The 20,555-nt window shown below is 66.0% G+C and carries 17 protein-coding genes; 14 read left to right on the top strand and 3 right to left on the bottom strand.

All coding sequences use genetic code 11. The features are described 5' to 3' along the window. Positions 1–37: 37 nt before the first annotated feature. Entirely contained in the window at positions 38–388 is a 351-nt protein-coding gene (locus tag AC07Z7_RS14290) for a hypothetical protein (protein ID WP_494766632.1), read from the bottom strand. A gap of 280 nt (positions 389–668) precedes the next feature. After that, on the bottom strand, positions 669–2,144 hold the full coding sequence (locus AC07Z7_RS14295; protein ID WP_494766633.1) for an aminotransferase-like domain-containing protein: 1,476 nt from the start codon (positions 2,142–2,144) through the stop codon (positions 669–671). A gap of 142 nt (positions 2,145–2,286) precedes the next feature. Between AC07Z7_RS14295 and AC07Z7_RS14300 the strand changes: the two genes are divergently transcribed. The 12 genes from AC07Z7_RS14300 (at position 2,287) to AC07Z7_RS14355 (ending at position 18,977) form a co-directional block, all read left to right on the top strand. Beyond that, complete coding sequence (locus AC07Z7_RS14300; protein WP_494766634.1) at positions 2,287–3,051, top strand: c-type cytochrome; 765 nt, start codon at positions 2,287–2,289, stop codon at positions 3,049–3,051. A gap of 14 nt (positions 3,052–3,065) precedes the next feature. Continuing rightward, positions 3,066–4,346 (top strand): c-type cytochrome, encoded by a 1,281-nt coding sequence (locus tag AC07Z7_RS14305; RefSeq protein WP_494766635.1) that lies wholly within the window; start codon positions 3,066–3,068, stop codon positions 4,344–4,346. 51 nt (positions 4,347–4,397) lie between these two features. Further along, complete coding sequence (locus AC07Z7_RS14310) at positions 4,398–4,802, top strand: thioredoxin family protein (protein ID WP_494766636.1); 405 nt, start codon at positions 4,398–4,400, stop codon at positions 4,800–4,802. A 162-nt stretch (positions 4,803–4,964) separates the two neighbouring features. Continuing rightward, positions 4,965–8,354, top strand: a complete 3,390-nt coding sequence (locus AC07Z7_RS14315) for an SNF2-related protein (RefSeq protein WP_494766645.1) — start codon at positions 4,965–4,967, stop codon at positions 8,352–8,354. Positions 8,355–8,629: 275 nt separating this feature from the next. Next, positions 8,630–9,223 carry a ribosome maturation factor RimP gene (gene rimP / locus AC07Z7_RS14320; RefSeq protein ID WP_094290849.1) on the top strand — a complete coding sequence of 198 codons (594 nt, stop codon included), beginning with the start codon at positions 8,630–8,632 and terminating at the stop codon, positions 9,221–9,223. A gap of 78 nt (positions 9,224–9,301) precedes the next feature. Further along, on the top strand, positions 9,302–10,789 hold the full coding sequence (nusA, locus tag AC07Z7_RS14325; protein ID WP_094290850.1) for a transcription termination factor NusA: 1,488 nt from the start codon (positions 9,302–9,304) through the stop codon (positions 10,787–10,789). Positions 10,790–10,813: 24 nt separating this feature from the next. Further along, entirely contained in the window at positions 10,814–13,681 is a 2,868-nt protein-coding gene (infB, locus tag AC07Z7_RS14330; RefSeq protein WP_094290851.1) for a translation initiation factor IF-2, read from the top strand. A gap of 32 nt (positions 13,682–13,713) precedes the next feature. Beyond that, on the top strand, positions 13,714–14,094 hold the full coding sequence (rbfA, locus tag AC07Z7_RS14335; protein ID WP_094290852.1) for a 30S ribosome-binding factor RbfA: 381 nt from the start codon (positions 13,714–13,716) through the stop codon (positions 14,092–14,094). After that, positions 14,091–15,089 carry a tRNA pseudouridine(55) synthase TruB gene (gene truB / locus AC07Z7_RS14340; protein ID WP_440114457.1) on the top strand — a complete coding sequence of 333 codons (999 nt, stop codon included), beginning with the start codon at positions 14,091–14,093 and terminating at the stop codon, positions 15,087–15,089. Before rbfA ends, truB begins: the two co-directional genes overlap by 4 nt. Then, complete coding sequence (gene typA / locus AC07Z7_RS14345; protein WP_094290854.1) at positions 15,086–16,909, top strand: translational GTPase TypA; 1,824 nt, start codon at positions 15,086–15,088, stop codon at positions 16,907–16,909. The genes truB and typA overlap by 4 nt, the downstream gene beginning before the upstream one ends. 101 nt (positions 16,910–17,010) lie before the next feature. Further along, on the top strand, positions 17,011–17,886 hold the full coding sequence (locus AC07Z7_RS14350) for a DMT family transporter (RefSeq protein WP_494766637.1): 876 nt from the start codon (positions 17,011–17,013) through the stop codon (positions 17,884–17,886). Beyond that, positions 17,883–18,977: an enoyl-CoA hydratase/isomerase family protein gene (locus AC07Z7_RS14355; RefSeq protein WP_494766638.1), complete on the top strand. Its 1,095-nt coding sequence runs from the start codon at positions 17,883–17,885 to the stop codon at positions 18,975–18,977. The genes AC07Z7_RS14350 and AC07Z7_RS14355 overlap by 4 nt, the downstream gene beginning before the upstream one ends. 149 nt (positions 18,978–19,126) lie before the next feature. Here the strand turns inward: AC07Z7_RS14355 and smpB are convergent, their stop codons facing one another. Beyond that, positions 19,127–19,600: an SsrA-binding protein SmpB gene (gene smpB / locus AC07Z7_RS14360; protein ID WP_094290857.1), complete on the bottom strand. Its 474-nt coding sequence runs from the start codon at positions 19,598–19,600 to the stop codon at positions 19,127–19,129. Between the two features lie 117 nt (positions 19,601–19,717). Here smpB and AC07Z7_RS14365 point away from each other — a divergent pair, with 117 nt between their 5' ends. Both AC07Z7_RS14365 and AC07Z7_RS14370 read left to right on the top strand, forming a co-directional pair. Further along, on the top strand, positions 19,718–20,158 hold the full coding sequence (locus tag AC07Z7_RS14365; protein WP_063460724.1) for a type II toxin-antitoxin system RatA family toxin: 441 nt from the start codon (positions 19,718–19,720) through the stop codon (positions 20,156–20,158). Continuing rightward, positions 20,151–20,549 (top strand): RnfH family protein, encoded by a 399-nt coding sequence (locus tag AC07Z7_RS14370; protein WP_494766639.1) that lies wholly within the window; start codon positions 20,151–20,153, stop codon positions 20,547–20,549. Before AC07Z7_RS14365 ends, AC07Z7_RS14370 begins: the two co-directional genes overlap by 8 nt. Positions 20,550–20,555 lie beyond the last annotated feature (6 nt).

Below are 20,555 nucleotides of genomic sequence, written 5' to 3' on the forward strand. Positions count from 1 at the left end.
CCTTCAAGACCGTTCGTGGACCTGGATTGAGCAGCCGTCAAAACCCCGCCAGCTGAAACCGCTGATCGAAATTCATCTTGCCCAGCAGGCGCAGCGCGGCGTTGCGGGTGGTGTTGTCCACTTTGCTGATGTCCAGGCTATAGCGCTTGGCGGTGGACACCACGTCCACACATCTGTGGCCCCATTGCACCGCCACGAGCAGGGCGGGGCGCTGGCCGGCTTCGGCGCCCACCGATACGCCGCGCTGTTCGGGGCGCAGCATGAATTCAAGATGGGGGGTGCGCACCAGGGTGAGGCGGTCGGCGCCCCGGGGGCCGAGTGCGAACGAGACCACCCAGTCGTCTTCGTCTTCCACCGTCACAAACGGAACATGCTGGGGTGCGGCCATGGTGTTGGGCGTAGGGGTTGGAGGGCGGGGCGGGTGGGCCGCCGTGGTGCACTGCCCGGGGTGCGGGCGGGCGCCAGTATGCCGTTGCAAGCGCTGTGCCTGCTGCGGGAGAACCCGAGGTTGGGCCTTTCCAACGCGGGGCGCGGGTGTCAGCCTGGTGCAAGGCTGGCGCGGTGGGCGGCGATGCCGTGGGCGGGTGGGGCGGATGAGGCCAGGCCGTGAATTAGGGTGGCGAAAATCGGCCTATGCGCTCGACCATCATGACTTTTTGGCTATTTTTTTAATAGCAATTGGGTGAGGCCTGGTGCTCTGCCGCGCCCATGGCCAATCTAGTCGCCAGTTGGCCCACGGTGGCCAGCGCGGCCTGCAGCCGGTGCTGGGCGGGGTGGCCGTAGTTGATGCGCACGCAGTGCGCAAACCGCTGGTCGGCCGAGAAGATCTGCCCGGGCGCCAGGCTGATGCCCTGCTGCAGTGCCAGCCGGTGCAGCTCCAGCGCGTTGACCGGGGGCGGCAGCTCCACCCACAAAAAGTACCCACCCTCGGGCCGCGACACCCGCGTGCCGCGCGGGAAGTGCTGGGCCACCGCTGCCAGCGCAATCGCCTGTTGTTGTTCCAGGCTGCGGCGCAGGGCGCGCAGGTGCCGGTCATACCCACCCTGGGCCAGGTACTCCGACAGCGCCTGCTGCGACGGCGTGGCGGCCGAGAGCGTGGTCATCAGCTTGAGCCGCTGCACCGCCTTGGCCTGGCGGCCCGCCGCCACCCAGCCCACGCGGTAGCCGGGCGCCAGGCTTTTGCTGAACGAGCTGCAGTGCATCACCAGCCCTTCGGTATCAAACGCCTTGGCTGGGGGCGGGCGCTGGGGGCCAAAGTGCAGCTCGCCATACACGTCGTCCTCGATCAGCGGCACGCCGTGGCGGGCGAGCAGGGCGACGAGTTCGCGCTTTTTGCCCTCGGGCATCAGGCTTCCCAGCGGGTTCTGAAAGCTGGGCATGAGCCAGCAGGCCTTGATGGGCTGGTGGGGTGGCTGGCGCTCCAGCGCCTCGGCCAGCGCGGCCAGGTCGATGCCGTCGCGCGGGTGGGTGGCGATCTCCAGCGCCTGCAGGTTCAGCCGCTCCAGCGCCTGCAGCGCGGCGTAGAAGGTGGGCGATTCGACCACCACCACGTCGCCGGGCTGGATGACGGCCTCCAGGCAGAGGTTGAGCGCTTCCATCGCGCCGTTGGTGATGATGATTTCTTCCACATCCACCGCCGTGCCGTGCACGCCGTAGCGCAGCGCAATCTGCTGGCGCAGGCGTTCGTCGCCGGGCGGCAGGCTTTGCACGATGTTCCACGGGTCGAGCTTGCGCATGCCGCTGGCCAGGCACCGCGCCAGGCGCTCCAGCGGAAACAGCTCCAGCCCCGGGAAGGCCGAGCCCAGCGGCACCAGGTCGCGGTCGCGCGCCAGGCCCAGCACTTCGAACACCAGGTCGCTGATGGCCACGTCGGTGGAGGTGGCGGCGGGCTGCGAGGGCAGGGGCTCGGCGGGGCGGGCCTCGGCCGTGCCGGGCAGCCGGGCGCTGACGTAGTAGCCCGAGCGCGGGCGAGCGTGGATCAGGCCCTGGGCCTCCAGCAGGTAGTAGGCCTCGAACACGGTGGACGGGCTGATGCCCCGCGTGCGGCTGGCCTCGCGCACCGAGGGCACGCGGTCGCCCGGGCGCAGCGCGCCGCTGTGGATGAGCTGGGCGATGGCGTCGGCATGGCGTTCGTAGCGTTTCATGGGCGTAGAAACCGGGTGCAGGCGTTGATCAGGGCAAACTGATCTGTATTTTTAACTGGAAACTGAATCTGTACTGTTTTTTGGTGCGCGCGTAGAGTTGCTTTGGAATCTCCCTGTGCTCCGTTGCCCCACCCATATCCCCATGATTGATTGCCTGCACCGTTTGCATCGCCTGCTGTGCCCCCTTGCTGTTGTGTTCTTCCTGTCTGCGGGCCTGGCTGCCGGGGTGGCGGCGCAGCCCGCCCCCACCACTGCGGCACCGGCCGCCATGGCCCCGCGTGTGTTGGCCTGCACCGTATGCCACGGCAAGGAGGGCCGCGCCACGCCGGACGGCTACTTTCCGCGCATTGCGGGCAAACCGGAGGGTTACCTGGCCAACCAGCTGCTCAACTTCCGCGACGGACGTCGCAGCTACCCGCAGATGACCTACCTCATCGAGCACCTGACCGATGACTACCTGCGCGAGATGGCCGAACACTTTGCGGCGCTGGACCTGCCGTACCCGCCCCCACCGCCGCCCCAGGCCCCGCCCGCCGTGCTGGAGCAGGGCCGCAGGCTGGTGCAGCAGGGCGATGTGGCCCGCAACGTCCCCGCCTGCGTGGCCTGCCATGGCGCGGCCATGACGGGCGTGGCGCCATCCATCCCCGGCCTGCTGGGGCTGCCGCGCGACTACCTCAACAGCCAGCTCGGCGCCTGGAAAACCGGCCAGCGCCGCGCCCATGCGCCGGATTGCATGGCCGATATTGCGCGCCAGCTCACGCCCGAGGAGGTGAGCGCTGTATCAGCCTGGCTGGCGGCCCAGCCCGTGGCGGCGGGCGGCAAGCCTGCGCGCACCCTGCCTGCCGTCATGCCTGCCCGGTGCGGGGGCGTGGCCGATGTGCCCGTCGCCGCAGCGGCTGCACGTTGAGAAGGGATGCACCGATGAAACGCATCCTTTGTACGATCTCTTGCACACTCGCGGCCCTGGGCATTGCCGCCGCCGTTGTGGTCACCTTGAACCTGCGGGGCGAAGAGCCGCTGCCTGCCACCGAAACCCTGCAATCCACGCCCGCGCTGGTGCAGCGCGGCGAATACCTGGCCCGCGTCGGCAACTGCATGGCCTGCCACACCACACAGGGCGGAGCGCCGTTTGCGGGCGGGCGCGGCATCGAGACGCCGTTTGGCGTGGTGCACAGCTCCAACCTCACGCCCGACAAGGCCCACGGCATTGGTGCGTGGACATCGGCCGAGTTCTGGCGCGCCATGCACCATGGCCGCAGCAAGGACGGGCGGCTGTTGTACCCGGCCTTCCCGTACCCCAACTACACGCAGGTGACGCGCGAGGACTCGGATGCCATCTTTGCGTATCTGCAAAGCCAGCCTGCTGTGGCCGAACCCAACCGGGCGCATGCGCTGCGTTTTCCGTACAACACGCAGGCGGCGCTGGGTGTGTGGCGGGCGCTGTTCTTCGCGCCCGGAGCGCCCCGGCCCGAGGCCACGCAAACGGCCGAGTACAACCGGGGCGCCTACCTGGTCAACGGCCTGGGCCATTGCACGGCCTGCCACACGCCGCGCAACGCGCTGGGTGCCACCACCGACGCCAAGGCGTTCACGGGCGGGCTGATCCCGGTGCAGAACTGGTATGCACCTGCGCTCAATGCGGCGCATGAGGCGGGTGTCAAAGAATGGAAGACCGACGACGTGATGGCCTTGCTGAAAACCGGCGTGGCCCCGCAGGGCTCGGTGCTGGGCCCCATGGCCGAGGTGGTGTTCCGCAGCACGCAGTACCTGAGCGATGCCGATGCGCGCGCCATGGCGGTGTACCTGCAGGGCCTGCCGCAGCAGGAGCACAAGGCGCTTGCCGCCGGGGCCGCACCACCGGCCACCGCCCTGGCGCGCGGCGCCAAGGTGTATGAACAGCACTGCGCCCAATGCCATGGCGACCAGGGGCAGGGCGAGCCGGGTGCCTTCCCCGCGCTGGCGGGCAACCGCGCCGTCACGCTGGCCGACCCCACCAACCTGGTGCGCGTGGTGCTGCAGGGCGGCTACCTGCCCGCCACGGCGGGCAACCCGCGCCCGCATGGCATGCCGCCGTTCCAGCAGTTGTTGTCCGACGAAGACATTGCGGCCGTGACCACCTTGGTGCGCAACAGTTGGGGCAACCGGGCGCCCGGGGTGGGTACCATCGAGGTTTACCGCGCCCGGGAACGGCGCGGTTTGTAGCGGGTCCGCTGGTGTTGACGGACTGCTGCACCAGCCCCAGGAGCCCGTTTGATGTCCAGCCCCGCCACACTGCCCCCGTCCACCCCCTCAAGCCCTGCGGCCGCCACGCCCGGCGGCTGGTGGGCCGTGTGCCTGTGCGCGGCCTGGTGCGGCACCTGCGGTATCTACCGCCCCTTGTTCGACGAGCTGGCCCGCGCGCACCCGGACGTGCGGTTTGAATGGGTGGACATCGAGGACGAATCCGATCTGGCGGGCGACCTGGACGTGGAAACCTTCCCCACGCTGCTGATTGCCGACGGTGAACGTGCGCTGTTCCTGGGCCCCTTGCTGCCCCAGGCGCCGGTGCTGGCGCGGCTGCTGGCCAGCCTGCAGGCGGCCACGCCTGGCAGCAGTGCCGGGGCAGGGCAGGAGGCCCAGGGCGTGTTCGAGCGCGTGCGGGCCGCCCGCGGGCGCTGAGGCGCTGTGGGTTGTTTGCTCCTGTTTTGATAGCTAATTGCGCTTGATGGTCGCGCGCAAGAGGCATTTTTTTCCTTGAACTTTGTGTCTTCCCCTTCCGCACCCTGGTTTCCCATCAACTCGCTGCAGGCCTGGTGCGAAAAAGGCGCCTGGTCACGGGGCATGGACCTTTTTCGCCAGGCGGCGGTGGTCCACATCGACATCGAGGAACGTGGCGACAGCGCCTTCACCCTCCATGGCGAGGTGCAGGGCACCCAGCCCGAGCCGTATGGGCTGTCGGTAGAACTGCAGCTGGCGCCCAACGGCCAGGTCAGCGCGTGGTCGGGCGAATGCAGCTGCCCGGTCGGGGAAGACTGCAAACATGCGGTAGCGCTGACGCTGAAGGCGGCGCACCTGCGCTCGGGCCCGGCGTCCGCAGCCTCATTCGCACCCTCATCCGCGCCCGCGCCCCTGTCGGCCCAGGCCGTGCAGGCGCTGCAAGCCATGCAAGACCGCGTGGCCGCCCAGGCCCGCGCCGAGGCCGAGGCGCGCCTGGTGCGCTGGCTGCACGACTGGGACCTGGCCGCCGACAACGCGGCGCCGCCCCCGCCGGGTGCGCGGGCCGACCGGCCAGAGTGTTATCTCTATCTGCTCTCCACCGTGGGGCGCTTGCGCTCGGGCGCGCCGCAGCTGCAGATCGAGGCCGTGGTCTCCTACCCCAAGCTCACCGGCGGCTGGGCCAAGCCCAAGACCATCCGCACCCAGCCCGGCCCCGGCCAGGCGGTGTACGACCGGGCCACCGATGCCGACCGCCAGCTGCTGCAACTGCTGCGTGCCATGCCGCGCAGCCTGGGTTACTACTCGGCCTACAGCGGCGCGCCGTCGGGCGTGCTCGAAGGCACGGTGGGTCTGTTGGCACTGCAGCAGGCCGCCGCCACGGGCCGTCTGTTTGCCGACGCGGGCGGTGCCACCGTGGGGGCGCCCCTGCGTTGGGGCGAGCCGCTGCCTATCGCCTGGGCCTGGAACGAGACCCCGCCCCCCCAAGCCGACGGTGACAGCGCCTGGCGCCTGCAGGCCCGCCTGCCCAGCCCCAGTGCCGCGCTGTGCGCCAACGACCCGCCGCTGTACCTGGACACCGACCAGGGCCTGTGTGGCCCCGTGCTGGCAGAGGGCCTGAGCGCCGCACAACTGCAGCTGTTGCTGCAGGCGCCCCCGCTGGGCACCGCCGCGTTGCAAAAGCACCATGCCGATGTGGCCAGCCGCCTGGGCGGCATGCTGCCGCTGCCGCCGGTGCTCAGCCCCCTCACACGCGTGCAAGGCGTGAAGCCTGTGGCGCGCCTGCATCTGGCGCCCGTGGCCGAGTCCGATGTTCCTTACCTCGGCCTCATCACCGCCCAGCTGCGTTTTGACTACCAGGGCCATGTGGGCTGGTGGGCCGGGCAGGAGCTGGGCGTGCTGGTGCCGGGCGCCGATGGCGGCCAGGTGCTGTTGCAGCGCGATGCGATGGCCGAGCTGGATGCCATCGAACGTCTGATGGACCTGGGCCTGCTGGGGACAGACGATGGCCTGTTCGGCATCCCTGGCGAGCAATCGCAAAACGACTGGATGCACTGGGCCGACAACGGCTTCGTGGTGCTGCGCGACGCGGGGTTTGAACTGACGCTGGCAGCCACGCTGAACGGCTGGATCACCCATGCCGATGCGCTGGACGTGGCGCTGCAGCCCAGCGGCGACGATGAGGCCACATCCCCCTGGTTTGCGCTGTCGCTGGGCATGGAAATCAACGGCGTGCGCCACAACGTTCTGCCCTGGCTGCCCGAGCTGATTGCCGCCGCTGCGACCCAGCCGTTGGATCCTGCGACGGGGCTGCCCCGGCTGCCCTCGCATGTCTATCTGCCGTCGCAAACCGGTACGGGTTTTGTGCGCCTACCCACCGACACCCTGCGCCCCTGGATGGCCGCCCTGCTGGAGTTGGTGGGCGACCGCGCGCACGATTTCGGCGGCGAGAGCCTGAAGCTCTCGCGTCTGGACGCGCTGCGCACAAGCGCGGCCTTGGGCGAGGGCGCGGTGTGGCAGGGCGCAGATGCGCTGCGCGGCCTGGTGGCGCAGCTGCAGGGCGCCAGCGCATTGCCCGCCGTGCCCGTGCCAGCGGGTGTGCAGGCCACGCTGAGGCCGTACCAGCAGCAGGGGCTGAACTGGCTGCAGTTTCTTCGCACCCATGGTCTGGCCGGGGTGCTGGCCGACGACATGGGCCTGGGCAAGACGCTGCAGACGCTGGCCCATATCCAGGTCGAAAAAGACGCGGGCCGCCTGAGCGACCCCGCCCTCATCATTGCGCCCGTGAGCCTGATGGGCAACTGGCAGCGCGAGGCCGCGCGTTTTTGCCCCGGCCTGCGCTGCCTGGTGCTTCACGGCGCGGGCCGCCACGCCGTGGCCGATGCGGTGGCCGAACACGACATCGTCATCGCCCCGTATTCGCTGCTGCAGCGCGACCGCGAGCGCTGGCTGGCACAGCCCTGGCACCTGGTGGTGCTGGATGAAGCCCAGAACATCAAGAATGCCAGCACCCACGCCGCGCAGGTGGTGGGCGAGCTGCAGGCGCGCCACCGCCTGTGCCTGTCGGGCACGCCCATGGAAAACCACCTGGGCGAAATCTGGAGCCTGTTCCACTTCCTGATGCCGGGGTTCCTGGGTAGCCAGCAGCGCTTCAAGGAACTGTTCCGCAACCCCATCGAAAAACAGGGCGACACGGCTCGCCTGGCGCAGCTGCGCGCCCGCGTCACGCCCTTCATGCTGCGGCGCACCAAGGGGCTGGTGGCGGCGGAGCTGCCTCCCAAGGTGGAGTCGGTGATGCCGGTGGAGCTGAGCGGCTCGCAGGCCGACCTGTACGAAACCATCCGCCTGGGCATGGAGAAAACCGTGCGCGAGGCGCTGCAGACCAAGGGCCTGGCCAAATCGCAGATCACCATCCTCGATGCGCTGCTCAAGCTGCGCCAAGTGTGTTGCCACCCGGCGCTGGTGCCGCTGGATGCCGCCAAAAAGGTCAAGACCTCGGCCAAGCTGGAGCAGTTGATGGCGCTGTTGCCCGAGATGCTGGCCGAGGGGCGGCGCATTCTGCTGTTTTCGCAGTTCACCAGCATGCTCACGCTGATCGAGGCGGAGCTGAAGAAGCGCGGCTTGCCCTGGGTCAAGCTCACGGGGCAGAGCGTCAAGCGCGACGCGATCATCGAACAGTTCACCAGCGGGCAGGTGCCGCTGTTCCTCATCAGCCTGAAGGCGGGCGGGGTGGGGCTGAACCTGCCGCAGGCCGACACCGTGATCCATTTCGACCCCTGGTGGAACCCGGCGGTGGAAAACCAGGCCACCGACCGTGCCCACCGCATCGGCCAGACGCAGAGCGTGTGGGTGGTCAAGCTGGTGGCGCAGGGCACGATCGAAGAGCGCATCCTGGCGCTGCAAGAGCGCAAGGCGCAACTCGCGGGCAGCCTTTACAGCGAGGCATCGGCCCGCAAGGAGCCGTTGTTCACCGAAAGCGACCTGGCCGAGTTGCTGCAACCGCTATCGTCGTTGTAGCAAGAAAAGACGGCTGGATGGGCGGGGTGTGCCTTCTGAGGGCGCTAACGGCGCCAGGCCGCCGCGCTGGCGTGTTAACAACAGCACATGGGTGCCGCTGTATGCGCTGTCTTTGCAAATCAATGCTTTACGCGTTACAATAAGAGCCTCACGACCAAACGGGCGGGTACCAACCGCCCGTTTTTTTTGGTCGATTGCTTTTCGAGCTCGAAGCTGCCGGAGAAGTCTCCGGGGGTTATCGGGTTTTTTGTTTTTCCGGGATGGAACTGAAATAAGTGGCGCTACAGCAAGTCGTTGAACAAATTGTGACGGGCCTGGACTATGACCTGGTGGAGATCGAACGCTCCGCCGGTGGTTTGCTGCGCGTCACCATCGATTTGCCTTGGACGCCGCCGGCCGCCGATGCGCCCGCCCCTGTGCTGGAGCAGTTCGTCACCGTCGAGGATTGCGAGAAGGTCACCCGCCAGCTGCAGTTTGCGCTGGAAGTGGACGGTGTCGAATACAAGCGCCTCGAAGTGTCGTCCCCCGGCATCGACCGCCCCTTGCGCCACGAGCAGGACTTTGTGCGTTTTGAAGGCGCGGTCATCGACATCACCTTGAAGGCGCCCATTGGCGCTGCAGGCGGGGGGCAGGTCAATGCCACCCGCAAGAAATTTCGCGGCACGCTGGAGCGCGCCGAGGCGGGTGGCTGGCAAATCGTCTGGAGCGACGAGCCGCCGGTCAAGCCAGGTCAAAAAGTGAGCAAGAAACGTGTGCCCGCCCCTTTGCAGGCGCTGGGCTTTACCCTGGACGAGCTGCGGGATGCGCGCCTGGCGCCCATCGTGGACTTCAAGGGGCGTGCGGGCAAGGCCGGGTCGGCAGCTGCCTGAGTTGCTGAATGGATTGGGGTGGGTGGCTGCTGTGTGCAGCCTTCCATCTTCGGGTGATTGAAACAGGAGAGTCGTCGCATGAATCGCGAATTGTTGATGTTGGTTGAGGCCATTTCGCGCGAGAAGAACGTGGAGCGTGATGTGGTCTTGGGCGCCGTGGAGTCGGCCCTGGCCCAGGCTACCAAGAAGCTGTACCAGGGCGAGGTGGACATCCGCGTGTCGATCGATCGCGACAGCGGCAACTACGAGACTTTCCGCCGCTGGCTGGTGGTGCCCGATGACGCGGGCCTGCAAAACCCCGAGGCCGAAGAGCTGCTGATGGACGCGCAGGAGCGCATCCCCGACATCGAGGTGGGCGAGTACATCGAGGAAGGTGTCGAGTCCGTGCCCATCGGCCGCATCGGCGCGATGGCGGCCAAGCAGGTCATCCTGCAGAAGATTCGCGACGCCGAACGCGAAATGCTGCTCAACGACTTCATGTCGCGCGGCGAGAAGATCTTCACGGGCACCGTCAAGCGCATGGACAAGGGCGACATCATTGTCGAATCCGGCCGTGTGGAAGGCCGCCTGCGCCGTTCCGAGATGATCCCCAAGGAAAACCTGCGCAGCGGCGACCGCGTGCGGGCCATGATCATGGAGGTGGATCTGACCCTGCGCGGCGCGCCCATCATCCTGTCGCGCTCGGCGCCCGAGTTCATGATCGAACTCTTCCGCCAGGAAGTGCCCGAGATCGAGCAGGGCCTGCTGGAGATCAAGTCCTGCGCCCGCGACCCCGGTTCGCGCGCCAAGATCGCCGTGCTGTCGCACGACAAGCGCGTGGATCCCATCGGCACCTGCGTGGGTGTGCGCGGCACCCGCGTGAATGCAGTGACCAACGAACTCGCTGGCGAGCGCGTGGACATCGTGCTGTGGTCCGAAGACCCGGCGCAGTTCGTGATCGGTGCGCTCGCCCCGGCCAACGTGTCCTCCATCGTGGTCGATGAAGAAAAGCACGCTATGGACGTGGTCGTGGACGAGGAAAACCTCGCCATCGCCATCGGCCGTGGTGGCCAGAACGTGCGTCTGGCGTCCGACCTCACCGGCTGGAAAATCAACATCATGGACGCCGCCGAAAGCGCGCAGAAGCAGGCCAACGAGACCGACACGGCCCGCAAGCTGTTCATGGAAAAGCTGGATGTGGACGAAGAAATCGCCGACATCCTGATCTCCGAAGGCTTCAACAGCCTGGAAGAAGTGGCCTATGTGCCCCTGCAGGAAATGCTGGAGATCGAAAGCTTCGACGAAGACACCGTCAACGAGCTGCGTGCCCGTGCCAAGGATGCGCTCCTGACCATGGAAATCGCCCGCGAGGAAAGCGTGGAAGAGGTCTCCCAGGACCTGCGCGACCTTGAAGGCCTCACCCCCGAACTGATTGCCAAGCTGGCTGACGGTGGTGTGCATACACGTGACGACCTGGCCGACCTGGCCATTGATGAGCTGACCGACCTGACCGGACAGTCTGCAGAGGACGCCAAAGCCTTGATCATGAAGGCGCGCGAACATTGGTTCGCGGGGCAACAAGAGTAAGGGTCAGGGAGGCACGAACCACATATGTCCAGTAACACTGTCGCCGAGTTCGCAACCGAACTCAAAAAATCGCCTGAAACCCTGCTCGACCAGCTCAAGGCTGCGGGCGTGGGCAAGGCTGCCCCCTCCGACGCACTGACCGAGTCGGACAAGCAGAAGCTGCTTGCGTACCTGCAAGCCAGCCATGGCACGGCTTCTGCCGACCGCAAGAAGATCACCCTGGTGAAGAAGTCCACCAGCGAGATCAAGCAAGCCGACGCCACGGGCAAGGCGCGCACCATCCAGGTGGAAGTGCGCAAGAAGCGCACGTTCATCCAGCGGGATGAAGGCGCTGAAGCGGCTGCCGAGACCGCAACTGCGGTTGTCGAAGAAGCTGCTGTGTCGAGTGAAGACCTGGAACTGGCCCGCCGCGAAGAGGAAGCCCGCCGCCAGGCCGAGCTGATCCGCCGCCAGGAGGCCGAACTGGCCGAGAAGCGTGCCGAGCGCGAAGCCCGCGAGAAGCGCGAGCGCGAAGCCGAAGAGCGCGCCGCCGCCTATGCCGCCCAGGAAGCCGAAAAGAAGGCCCAGGCCTCCGCCGTGAAGCAAGAGGCTACCCGTGAGCAGGCAGCCGAGGCTGCTGCGCGCGCTGCTGCGCAGACCGAAGCCCGGGAAAAGGCACAGGCAGAAGCCAAGGCCCGTGCGGACGAAGAGTCTGCCCGTGCCCGCGATCTGGAAGAGCGCCGCCGCAAGGCCCTGGCCGAGGCAGAAGCCATCCGCGCCATGATGGCCACGCCCAAGAAGGCGGTCATGGTCGCCAAGAAGCCCGAAGAACCCAAGCCCGCGGCCAAGCCTGCGGCGGTGGGTGACGCCAAGAAGGGCACGCTGCACAAGCCCGCCGTTGGCACGGGTGGCCCGCGCGCAGGGGCTGCAGCCCCGGCCGGTGCCGGTGCTGCCCCGGGTTCGGGCAAGGAAGTCAAGTCGGCCAAGCTGTCCTCCAGCTGGGCCAATGACACGGCCAAGAAGAAGGAAATCAAGACCCGCGGCGACAGCAGCGGTGGCGTGGGCCGCAACAACTGGCGTGGTGGCCCGCGTGGCCGCCGTGGCGACGGCCGCGACCAGCGCGACGATCACCAGCAGTCGGCACCGGTCGAGGCGCGCATCATTGAAGTGCATGTGCCCGAAACCATCACGGTGGCGGAGCTGGCGCACAAGATGTCGATCAAGGCGTCCGAAGTCATCAAGGCGCTGATGAAGATGGGCCAGATGGTCACCATCAACCAGCCGCTGGACCAGGACACCGCCATGATCGTGGTGGAAGAGCTGGGCCACAAGGCCGTGGTGGCTGCGCTGGATGACCCCGAAGCCTTCACCGACGACGATTCGGGCCAGAAGGACGCCGAACTGTTGCCACGCGCTCCGGTGGTCACCGTCATGGGCCACGTGGACCACGGCAAGACCTCGCTGCTGGACTACATCCGCCGCGCCAAGGTGGCGGCGGGCGAAGCGGGCGGTATCACGCAGCACATCGGTGCCTACCACGTGGAAACGCCGCGCGGCATGGTGTCCTTCCTCGATACCCCCGGTCACGAGGCCTTCACGGCCATGCGTGCCCGTGGCGCTCAGGCTACCGACATCGTGATCCTGGTGGTTGCTGCCGACGACGGCGTGATGCCACAAACGAAGGAAGCCATCAAGCACGCGAAGGCGGCGGGTGTTCCTATCGTGGTGGCCATCACCAAGGCGGACAAGCCCGATGCCAACCCCGACCGCGTCAAGCAGGAACTGGTGGTTGAAGAGGTGGTGCCTGAAGAGTATGGCGGCGATTCGCCCTTTGTGGCTGTGTCGTCCAAGACCGGCATGGGCATCGACGACCTGCTCGAACAGGTGCTGTTGCAGGCCGAAGTGCTTGAACTCAAGGCCCCGGTGGAATCCCTGGCCAAGGGTCTCGTGATCGAAGCCCAGCTCGACAAGGGCCGCGGCCCGGTGGCCACGGTGCTGGTGCAGTCCGGTACGCTGAAGGTGGGCGATGTGGTGCTGGCAGGCCAGACTTCGGGCCGCGTGCGCGCCATGCTGGACGAAAACGGCAAGCCGGCCAAGACGGCCGGTCCGTCGATCCCGGTGGAAATCCAGGGTCTGTCGGATGTGCCCCAGGCCGGCGACGAGTTCATGGTGCTGTCCGACGAGCGCCGTGCGCGCGAAATCGCGACCTACCGTGCAGGCAAGTTCCGCAACACCAAGCTGGCCAAGCAGCAGGCAGCCAAGCTGGAGAACGTGTTCTCCGAGATGACCGCAGGCGAGGTGCAGACCCTGCCCATCATCATCAAGGCGGACGTGCAGGGCTCGCAGGAAGCGCTGGCCGCCTCGCTGCTCAAGCTTTCCACCGAGGAAATCCGCGTGCAGCTGGTCTACGCTGGCGTGGGTGGCATCAGCGAGTCCGACGTGAATCTGGCGATTGCCTCCAAGGCCATCGTGATCGGCTTCAACGTGCGTGCCGACGCCGGTGCGCGCAAGCTGGCGGAGTCGAGCGACGTGAACCTGCATTACTACAACATCATTTACGACGCCGTGGATGAGTTGAAGGCGGCCATGTCCGGCATGCTGGCACCCGAGCAGCGCGAAGAAGCGATCGGTACGGCGGAGATCCGCACCGTGTTCGTGGCTTCCAAGATCGGCACGGTGGCGGGTTCGTACGTCACCTCCGGCCAGGTCACGCGCAATTGCAAGTTCCGCCTGCTGCGCGACAACGTGGTCATCTACACCGGCGAAGTGGAGTCTGTGCGCCGCCTCAAGGACGATGTCAAGGAAGTCAAGGAAGGCTTCGAGTGCGGTATCAAGCTGCGCAACTACAACGACATCAAGGAAGGCGACCAACTCGAGTTCTTTGAAATCAAGGAAATCGCACGCACGCTGTAAGGCGAGGCGACGACGAGAGCGACGACTACGACATGGCTGCGAAGAAATCCGCCACTCCCAACCGCGCCTTCAAGGTGGCCGACCAGATCCAGCGCGATCTGACGGAGCTGATCGCGCGCGAGTTGAAAGACCCGCGCGTGGGCATGGTGACGCTGCAGGGCGTGGAGGTGACCCCCGACTACGCCCACGCCAAGGTGTTCTTCAGCCTGCTGACGGGTGACCCGGTGGAAACCCAGGCGGCGCTCAACCAGGCGGCGGGCTTCTTGCGCAATGGCCTGTTCAAGCGCCTGCACATCCACACGGTGCCCACGCTGCACTTCGTGTTCGACCGCACCTCCGAACGTGCCGCCGACATGAATGCGCTGATTGCGCGCGCTGTGGCTTCCCGCTCCAAAGACGACGAGGAAACATGACCGAGCGCGCTCCCCGCATCCGGGTGCAGCGGCGCCCGGTGCACGGAGTGCTGCTGCTCGACAAACCCCTGGGCCTGTCCAGCAATGACGCCTTGCAAAAGGTGAAATGGCTGCTGCGCGCCGAGAAGGCGGGCCACACCGGCACGCTTGATCCGCTCGCCACGGGTGTATTGCCCCTGTGTTTTGGTGCAGCCACCAAGTTCAGCCAGCTGCAGCTCGAAGCCGCCAAGACCTACGAAGCGATTGCCGTGCTGGGCATCACCACCACCACCGGCGACGCCGAGGGCGAGGTGCTGGAGCGTCGCGAGGTGGATCCTGCCCAGCTCACCCCCGACCGCCTGGCTGCCGTGCAGCAGCAGTTCACCGGCTCCATCCGCCAGGTGCCACCCATGCACAGCGCGCTCAAGAAGGACGGCAAGGCGCTGTACGAGTACGCGCGTGCCGGTGTCACAGTGGAGCGTGAGCCGCGCGATGTGGTCATTCATGCACTAAAACTGGCACTCACGCCCACTGATCAAGCGCTGTTCGCTATCAAAATAGTAGTGACCTGCAGCAAAGGCACCTACATCCGCACCCTGGGTGAGGACATTGGTGCTGCACTGGGCTTCGGGGCGCACCTCAGTTTTCTGCGCCGGATCGACACCGGTGGCATCGGTGTGGAGCGCTGCGTCACGCTGGCGCAGCTGGAGGCCATGCCCGAGGCCGAACGCATTGCCAGCCTGGAGGCCCCCGAGTCCTTGCTGGCCGGGCACACACGTGTCACGCTGGACAGCGACAATGCCGCTCGTTTCCTGTCGGGCGTGCGCCGCCGTGGGGCCTGGCCGGATGCCAGCGCGGTGGCGGTGTTTGGAGAAAGCCCCCCGGCGCTGCTGGGGGTAGGCCATATTGCTGGCGGGGAACTGGTGCCGGGCCGGCTCCTGAGTCCGCTGGAAATTCAACAAATCTTGGAAAGCAAGCCGCACGTGCAAACCAGCGGCACATTGGAAAAACTATGACTAAACAGATCCGCAACATCGCCATCATTGCCCACGTTGACCATGGCAAAACCACCATGGTGGACCAGCTGCTGCGCCAGTCCGGCACCTTTGCCGACCACGAAAAGGTCGTCGATACCGTGATGGACAACAACGCGATTGAAAAAGAGCGTGGCATCACCATCCTGGCCAAGAACTGCGCCGTGAGCTGGAAGGGCACGCACATCAACATCGTGGACACCCCTGGTCACGCGGACTTCGGCGGTGAAGTGGAGCGTGCGCTGTCCATGGTGGACAGCGTGGTGCTGCTGATCGACGCGCAGGAAGGCCCCATGCCCCAGACGCGCTTCGTGACCAAGAAGGCCCTGGCCCTGGGCCTGCGCCCCATCCTCGTGGTGAACAAGGTGGACAAGCCCGGTGCCAACCCCGACAAGGTGGTGAACGCCGCGTTCGACCTGTTCGACAAGCTGGGTGCCACCGACGAGCAGCTGGACTTCCCCGTCGTGTACGCCTCGGGCATCAACGGCTGGTCGTCGCTGGAAGAAGGCGCACCGGGTGAGCAGTGGGGCCCCGACATGTCGGCCCTGTTCGACACCATTCTCAAGCACGTGCCACCGAACTCCGGCAACCCTGACGCCCCCCTGCAGCTGCAGATCTCGGCACTGGATTTCTCCAGCTTCGTGGGCCGCATCGGTGTCGGCCGCATCAGCCAAGGCACGCTCAAGCCCGCACAGGACGTGCTGGTCATGGAAGGGCCCAATGGCAAGACCACCAAGGGCCGTGTGAACCAGGTGCTGACCTTCCAGGGTCTGGACCGCATGCAGACCCCCCTGGCAGGCCCGGGCGACATCGTGCTGATCAACGGCATTGAAGACATCGGCATCGGCGTGACCGTGACCGACCCCGCCAACCCCGCGCCGCTGCCCATGCTGAAGGTGGATGAGCCCACGCTGACCATGAACTTCTGCGTGAACACGTCGCCCCTGGCCGGCCGTGAAGGCAAGTTCGTCACCAGCCGCCAGATCTGGGACCGCCTGCAAAAGGAACTGCAGCACAACGTGGCCTTGCGCGTGAAGGAGACCGACGAAGAAGGCGTGTTCGAAGTGATGGGCCGGGGCGAACTGCACCTGACCATCCTCTTGGAAAACATGCGCCGCGAAGGCTACGAGCTGGCCGTGTCCAAGCCCCGCGTGGTGTTCAAGGACATCGACGGCGTGAAGCACGAGCCGATCGAGCTGGTGACGGCCGACATCGAAGAAGGCCATCAGGGCGGCGTGATGCAAGCCCTGGGCGAGCGCAAGGGCGAACTGGTGAACATGGAGTCCGACGGCCGTGGCCGCGTGCGCCTGGAGTACCGCATCCCGGCCCGTGGCCTGATCGGTTTTACCAACGAATTCCTGAACCTGACGCGCGGTTCGGGCCTCATCAGCAACATCTTCGACAGCTACGAGCCGCACAAGGGCGACATCGGCGGCCGCAAGAACGGTGTGCTGATCTCCATGGATGACGGTGAAATCTTCACCTACGCCCTGGGCAAGCTGGACGATCGTGGCCGCATGTTCGTGAAGGCCAACGACCCCGTGTACGAAGGCATGATCGTCGGCATCCACAGCCGTGACAACGACCTGGTGGTGAACGCCACGCGCACCAAGCAGCTGACCAACTTCCGCGTGTCGGGCAAGGAAGACGCGATCAAGATCACGCCCCCGATCGACCTCACGCTCGAGTACGGTGTGGAGTTCATCGAGGACGACGAACTGGTCGAGATCACGCCCAAGTCCGTGCGCCTGCGCAAGCGCCACCTGACCGAAAACGAGCGCAAGCGCGCTGCCCGTTCCTGATGGATCGGTGGGTCGGTCCATCGATGGATTGATAGACTGACCGTATCCGAAAAGGGCCACTGCAGCGCAGTGGCCTTTTTTCCGTCTGCAATCTTGAGCCCATGTTGAAACTCACACACTCCCGCGCCGTGGTGCTGATGGTGGCCGTGACCCTGATGTGGTCCATCGCCGGTGTGGTCACGCGCCACCTGGAGCACGCGGCGAGCTTTGAGGTGACCTTCTGGCGCAGCTTCTTCACGCTGCTGGCGCTGCTGGTCATCCTGCCCATGCTGCAGGGCCGGGCGGTGTTTGCCTCCATGCGCCATGGCGGGCGCGCGCTGTGGATTTCGGGCGTGTGTTGGAGCGTGATGTTCACGGCGTTCATGGTGGCGCTGGTGCTGATGCCAGTGGCCAACGTGCTGGTGACCATGTCGGTGGGCCCCTTGCTCACGGCGCTGTTCGCGCGCGTGTTCATCGGCCACCACATTGCTCCGCGCACCTGGGCTGCCATTGCGGTGGCAGGGCTGGGCATTGGCTGGATGTACGGTTCGCAAATGGCAGGCCTGCCGTTGCTGGGCACACTGGTGGCCCTGTGCGTGCCGGTGGCGGCAGCGGTCAACTGGACGGTGGTGCAGCACTCGCAGCGCCATGGCCATGCGGTGGACCTGGTGCCGGCGGTGCTGGTGGGGGCGGTGATCTCGGTGGTAGCCACCTTGCCGCTGGCGGTGCCTTTCCAGGCATCTTTTTACGACCTGGGGCTGCTGGCCTTGCTGGGCGTGGTGCAATTGGCGATTCCCTGCGTGCTGGCGGTGCGCTGCGGCAGGGTGCTCAAGGCGCCCGAAATGGCGCTGCTGGGTTTGCTGGAAGTGATTTTCGGCATCCTGCTGGCATGGCTGGGGGCGGGCGAGAAGCCTGCCCCCGCCGTGCTGACTGGCGGCGCACTGGTCATCGGTGCGCTGGTTTTCAATGAACTGTTGGGTTGGAAGGAACAAAAATGACGGAGACGGTTGTGTCTGAAGTGTTGAGCGAAGTGCGTGGCCAGGTGGGCTTCATCACCCTGAATCGTCCACGGGCGCTCAATGCCCTGTCGCTCGGCATGGTGCGTGACCTGATGGGCATCCTGCTGGCATGGCAGAACGATGCGCGGGTGCTGGCGGTGGCCATTCGTGGCAGCAACAAGGAAGGCCCGTTTGGCGCTTTCTGCGCGGGCGGCGATATCCGCTTTCTGCACCAGGCGGGCAGCCAGGGCAACCCGCAGCTCGAAGACTTCTTCACCGAGGAGTACGCCCTCAACCACCTGATCCACAACTACGCCAAGCCCTACATCGCCTTCATGGACGGCATCGTGATGGGCGGCGGCATGGGCATCAGCCAGGGCGCAGCCCTGCGCGTGGTGACCGAGCGCACCAAGATGGCCATGCCCGAAACGGCGATTGGCCTGTTCCCCGACGTGGGGGGCGGCTACTTCCTCAGCCGCTGCCCGGGCCGCGTGGGCGAATGGCTGGCCCTGACGGGCGACACCATCGGTGCCGGTGATGCCATCGACAGTCAACTGGCCGATGGCTGCCTGCCCGCCGACCAGCAGGCAGCCGTGTGGGACGCCCTGGCGACGCAAACCTTTGCCAGCGGCGCCGCCATCAAAGACTATGTTGCTTCAAAATTTATAGCAATTGAGCCAATGCTGTCAGGCGCAAAGGGCCAAATTGACCAATATTTTGCGCTGCCCACCGTGGGTGAGATCGTGTCGGCCCTGGAGTCCGCAGACAGCGACTGGGCGCGTGCCACGGCAGCCACCTTGCGCAAGCGCTCGCCGCTGATGCTGAACGTGGTGCTGGAACAGATCCGCCGCGCGCGCGGCATGGGCCTGGCCGACGACCTGCGCATGGAACGCGACATGGTGCGCCATTGCTTCTACCTGCGCCCCGGCCAGAGCGAAACGGTGGAAGGCATCCGCGCCCTGGCGGTGGACAAGGACCACGCACCGAAGTGGAGCCCCGCGCGCATCGAAGACGTGACGCCCGAGATGGTGGCGCCATTTTTTGCCAGCCCCTGGCCGGCACATTCCCACCCGCTGGCGGCGCTGGCCTGATGGCTTGGTAGCCCTGAGGGGGGCGGTTTCTGAAGCCATCAGAGCCTCTGCTTGCAACAGGGCGGCCAAGCGATGGCGACATGGCTGGGGGCGAGAGATGACGGGCTGACGCTGGCGCGCTCGGCTACAGACCCGCCACGCCGCGCGGGCTACCGGTTGTGGCTTTTCATCGCGCGCTCGACCTCGCGCTTGCCTTCGCGGTCCTTGATGGTGTCGCGTTTGTCGTGCTCGGCCTTGCCCTTGGCCAGCGCGATCTCGCACTTCACGAAACCGTTCTTCCAGTGCAGGTTCAGCGGGACCAGGGTGAAGCCTTTCTGCTCGACCTTGCCGATCAGCCGCTTGATGTCGTCCTTCTTGAGCAGCAGCTTCTTGGTGCGTGCAGACTCGGGGTTCACATGCGTCGAGGCGGTCTTGAGCGGGTGGATCAGGCAGCCCAGCAGGAACAGTTCGCCGTCGCGGATGAGCACATAGCCATCGGTCAGTTGCACCTTGCCTTCGCGCAGCGCCTTCACCTCCCAGCCGTGCAGCACCATGCCCGCCTCGTGGCGCTCTTCAAAAAAATAGTTGTAGGCCGCTTTCTTGTTGTCAGCAATGCGGGACGTGGGATCAGGTTTCTTGGCCATTGGGTTTAGATGCGGCGCAAACGGGGAGATAAAAGGCCTCCCTACAATGTTGTCGTCTCGCGAGCCGCGATTCTAATTTCTCCCCCGCTTGCGTGGCCCCGCGCAAGCAGTGTCTGCATGAAAACCGTTCAAAAGTCCGTCCTCATCTGGTACAGCCCCGAAGAAATGTTTGCCCTGGTCACCGGGGTGGAGCACTACCCGCAGTTCTTGCCTTGGTGCGATCGCTCTGCTGTGCTCGAGCAGACCGAGGACGGCATGACCGCCGAGGTGGGTATTGCGCTTGGCGGTATTCGCCAGACTTTTGTGACGCGCAACACGCACGAGGCTGGGCGCCGCGTGCAGATGCATCTGGTCAAGGGCCCGTTTTCGCGCCTGGACGGAGACTGGCATTTCCACCCCGTGGGTGACGGCCAGCAGCGCGCCTGCAAGGTGGAACTGCTCCTGAACTATGGCTTTGACAGTGCGGCCCTGGCGGCGCTGGTGGGGCCGGTATTTGACCGCATCGCGGGCAGCATGGTGGACGCTTTTGTCAAGCGGGCGGAACAGGTGTATGGCTGATGTGAGTACCGGGGAACCGGGCGAGGCACTCCCCACGATGCAGATCACGGTGGTGGTGTGTGTGGCACCACGCGAGACTCGCGAATGGACGTTGGATCTGCCCCATGGGGCCTCGGTGGCCGATGCCCTGCGAGCCATTGGCGCTGCGCCGTTGCCGTCACCAGCACCGGCGGGGGCTGCAGAAATGACAGAAATGGGTGCACCATTTGTCGGGGTGTGGGGACGGGCTGCGGCACTGGACGCGCCACTGCAGCGCGGAGACCGTGTGGAGGTTTACCGCCCCTTGAAAGTGGACCCCAAGGTGGCGCGCCGGGAGCGTTTCGCGCGCCAGGGCGCGCGCTCCACCGGCCTGTTCGCCCGCCAGCGCCCCGGGGGCAAGTCGGGGTATTGAGACAGA

It is taken from the genome of Acidovorax sp. GW101-11A03 (genome assembly GCF_059424825.1).

Excerpts from the sequence above, each read along its gene's own strand:
- AC07Z7_RS14290 (WP_494766632.1), bottom strand. The coding sequence starts at position 388 with ATGGCCGCACCCCAGCATGTTCCGTTTGTGACGGTGGAAGACGAAGAC.
- AC07Z7_RS14295 (WP_494766633.1), bottom strand. The coding sequence starts at position 2,144 with ATGAAACGCTACGAACGCCATGCCGACGCCATCGCCCAGCTCATCCAC.
- AC07Z7_RS14300 (WP_494766634.1), top strand. The coding sequence starts at position 2,287 with ATGATTGATTGCCTGCACCGTTTGCATCGCCTGCTGTGCCCCCTTGCT.
- AC07Z7_RS14305 (WP_494766635.1), top strand. The coding sequence starts at position 3,066 with ATGAAACGCATCCTTTGTACGATCTCTTGCACACTCGCGGCCCTGGGC.
- AC07Z7_RS14310 (WP_494766636.1), top strand. The coding sequence starts at position 4,398 with ATGTCCAGCCCCGCCACACTGCCCCCGTCCACCCCCTCAAGCCCTGCG.
- AC07Z7_RS14315 (WP_494766645.1), top strand. The coding sequence starts at position 4,965 with ATGGACCTTTTTCGCCAGGCGGCGGTGGTCCACATCGACATCGAGGAA.
- nusA (WP_094290850.1), top strand. The coding sequence starts at position 9,302 with ATGAATCGCGAATTGTTGATGTTGGTTGAGGCCATTTCGCGCGAGAAG.
- infB (WP_094290851.1), top strand. The coding sequence starts at position 10,814 with ATGTCCAGTAACACTGTCGCCGAGTTCGCAACCGAACTCAAAAAATCG.
- rbfA (WP_094290852.1), top strand. The coding sequence starts at position 13,714 with ATGGCTGCGAAGAAATCCGCCACTCCCAACCGCGCCTTCAAGGTGGCC.
- truB (WP_440114457.1), top strand. The coding sequence starts at position 14,091 with ATGACCGAGCGCGCTCCCCGCATCCGGGTGCAGCGGCGCCCGGTGCAC.
- typA (WP_094290854.1), top strand. The coding sequence starts at position 15,086 with ATGACTAAACAGATCCGCAACATCGCCATCATTGCCCACGTTGACCAT.
- AC07Z7_RS14350 (WP_494766637.1), top strand. The coding sequence starts at position 17,011 with ATGTTGAAACTCACACACTCCCGCGCCGTGGTGCTGATGGTGGCCGTG.
- AC07Z7_RS14355 (WP_494766638.1), top strand. The coding sequence starts at position 17,883 with ATGACGGAGACGGTTGTGTCTGAAGTGTTGAGCGAAGTGCGTGGCCAG.
- smpB (WP_094290857.1), bottom strand. The coding sequence starts at position 19,600 with ATGGCCAAGAAACCTGATCCCACGTCCCGCATTGCTGACAACAAGAAA.
- AC07Z7_RS14365 (WP_063460724.1), top strand. The coding sequence starts at position 19,718 with ATGAAAACCGTTCAAAAGTCCGTCCTCATCTGGTACAGCCCCGAAGAA.
- AC07Z7_RS14370 (WP_494766639.1), top strand. The coding sequence starts at position 20,151 with ATGGCTGATGTGAGTACCGGGGAACCGGGCGAGGCACTCCCCACGATG.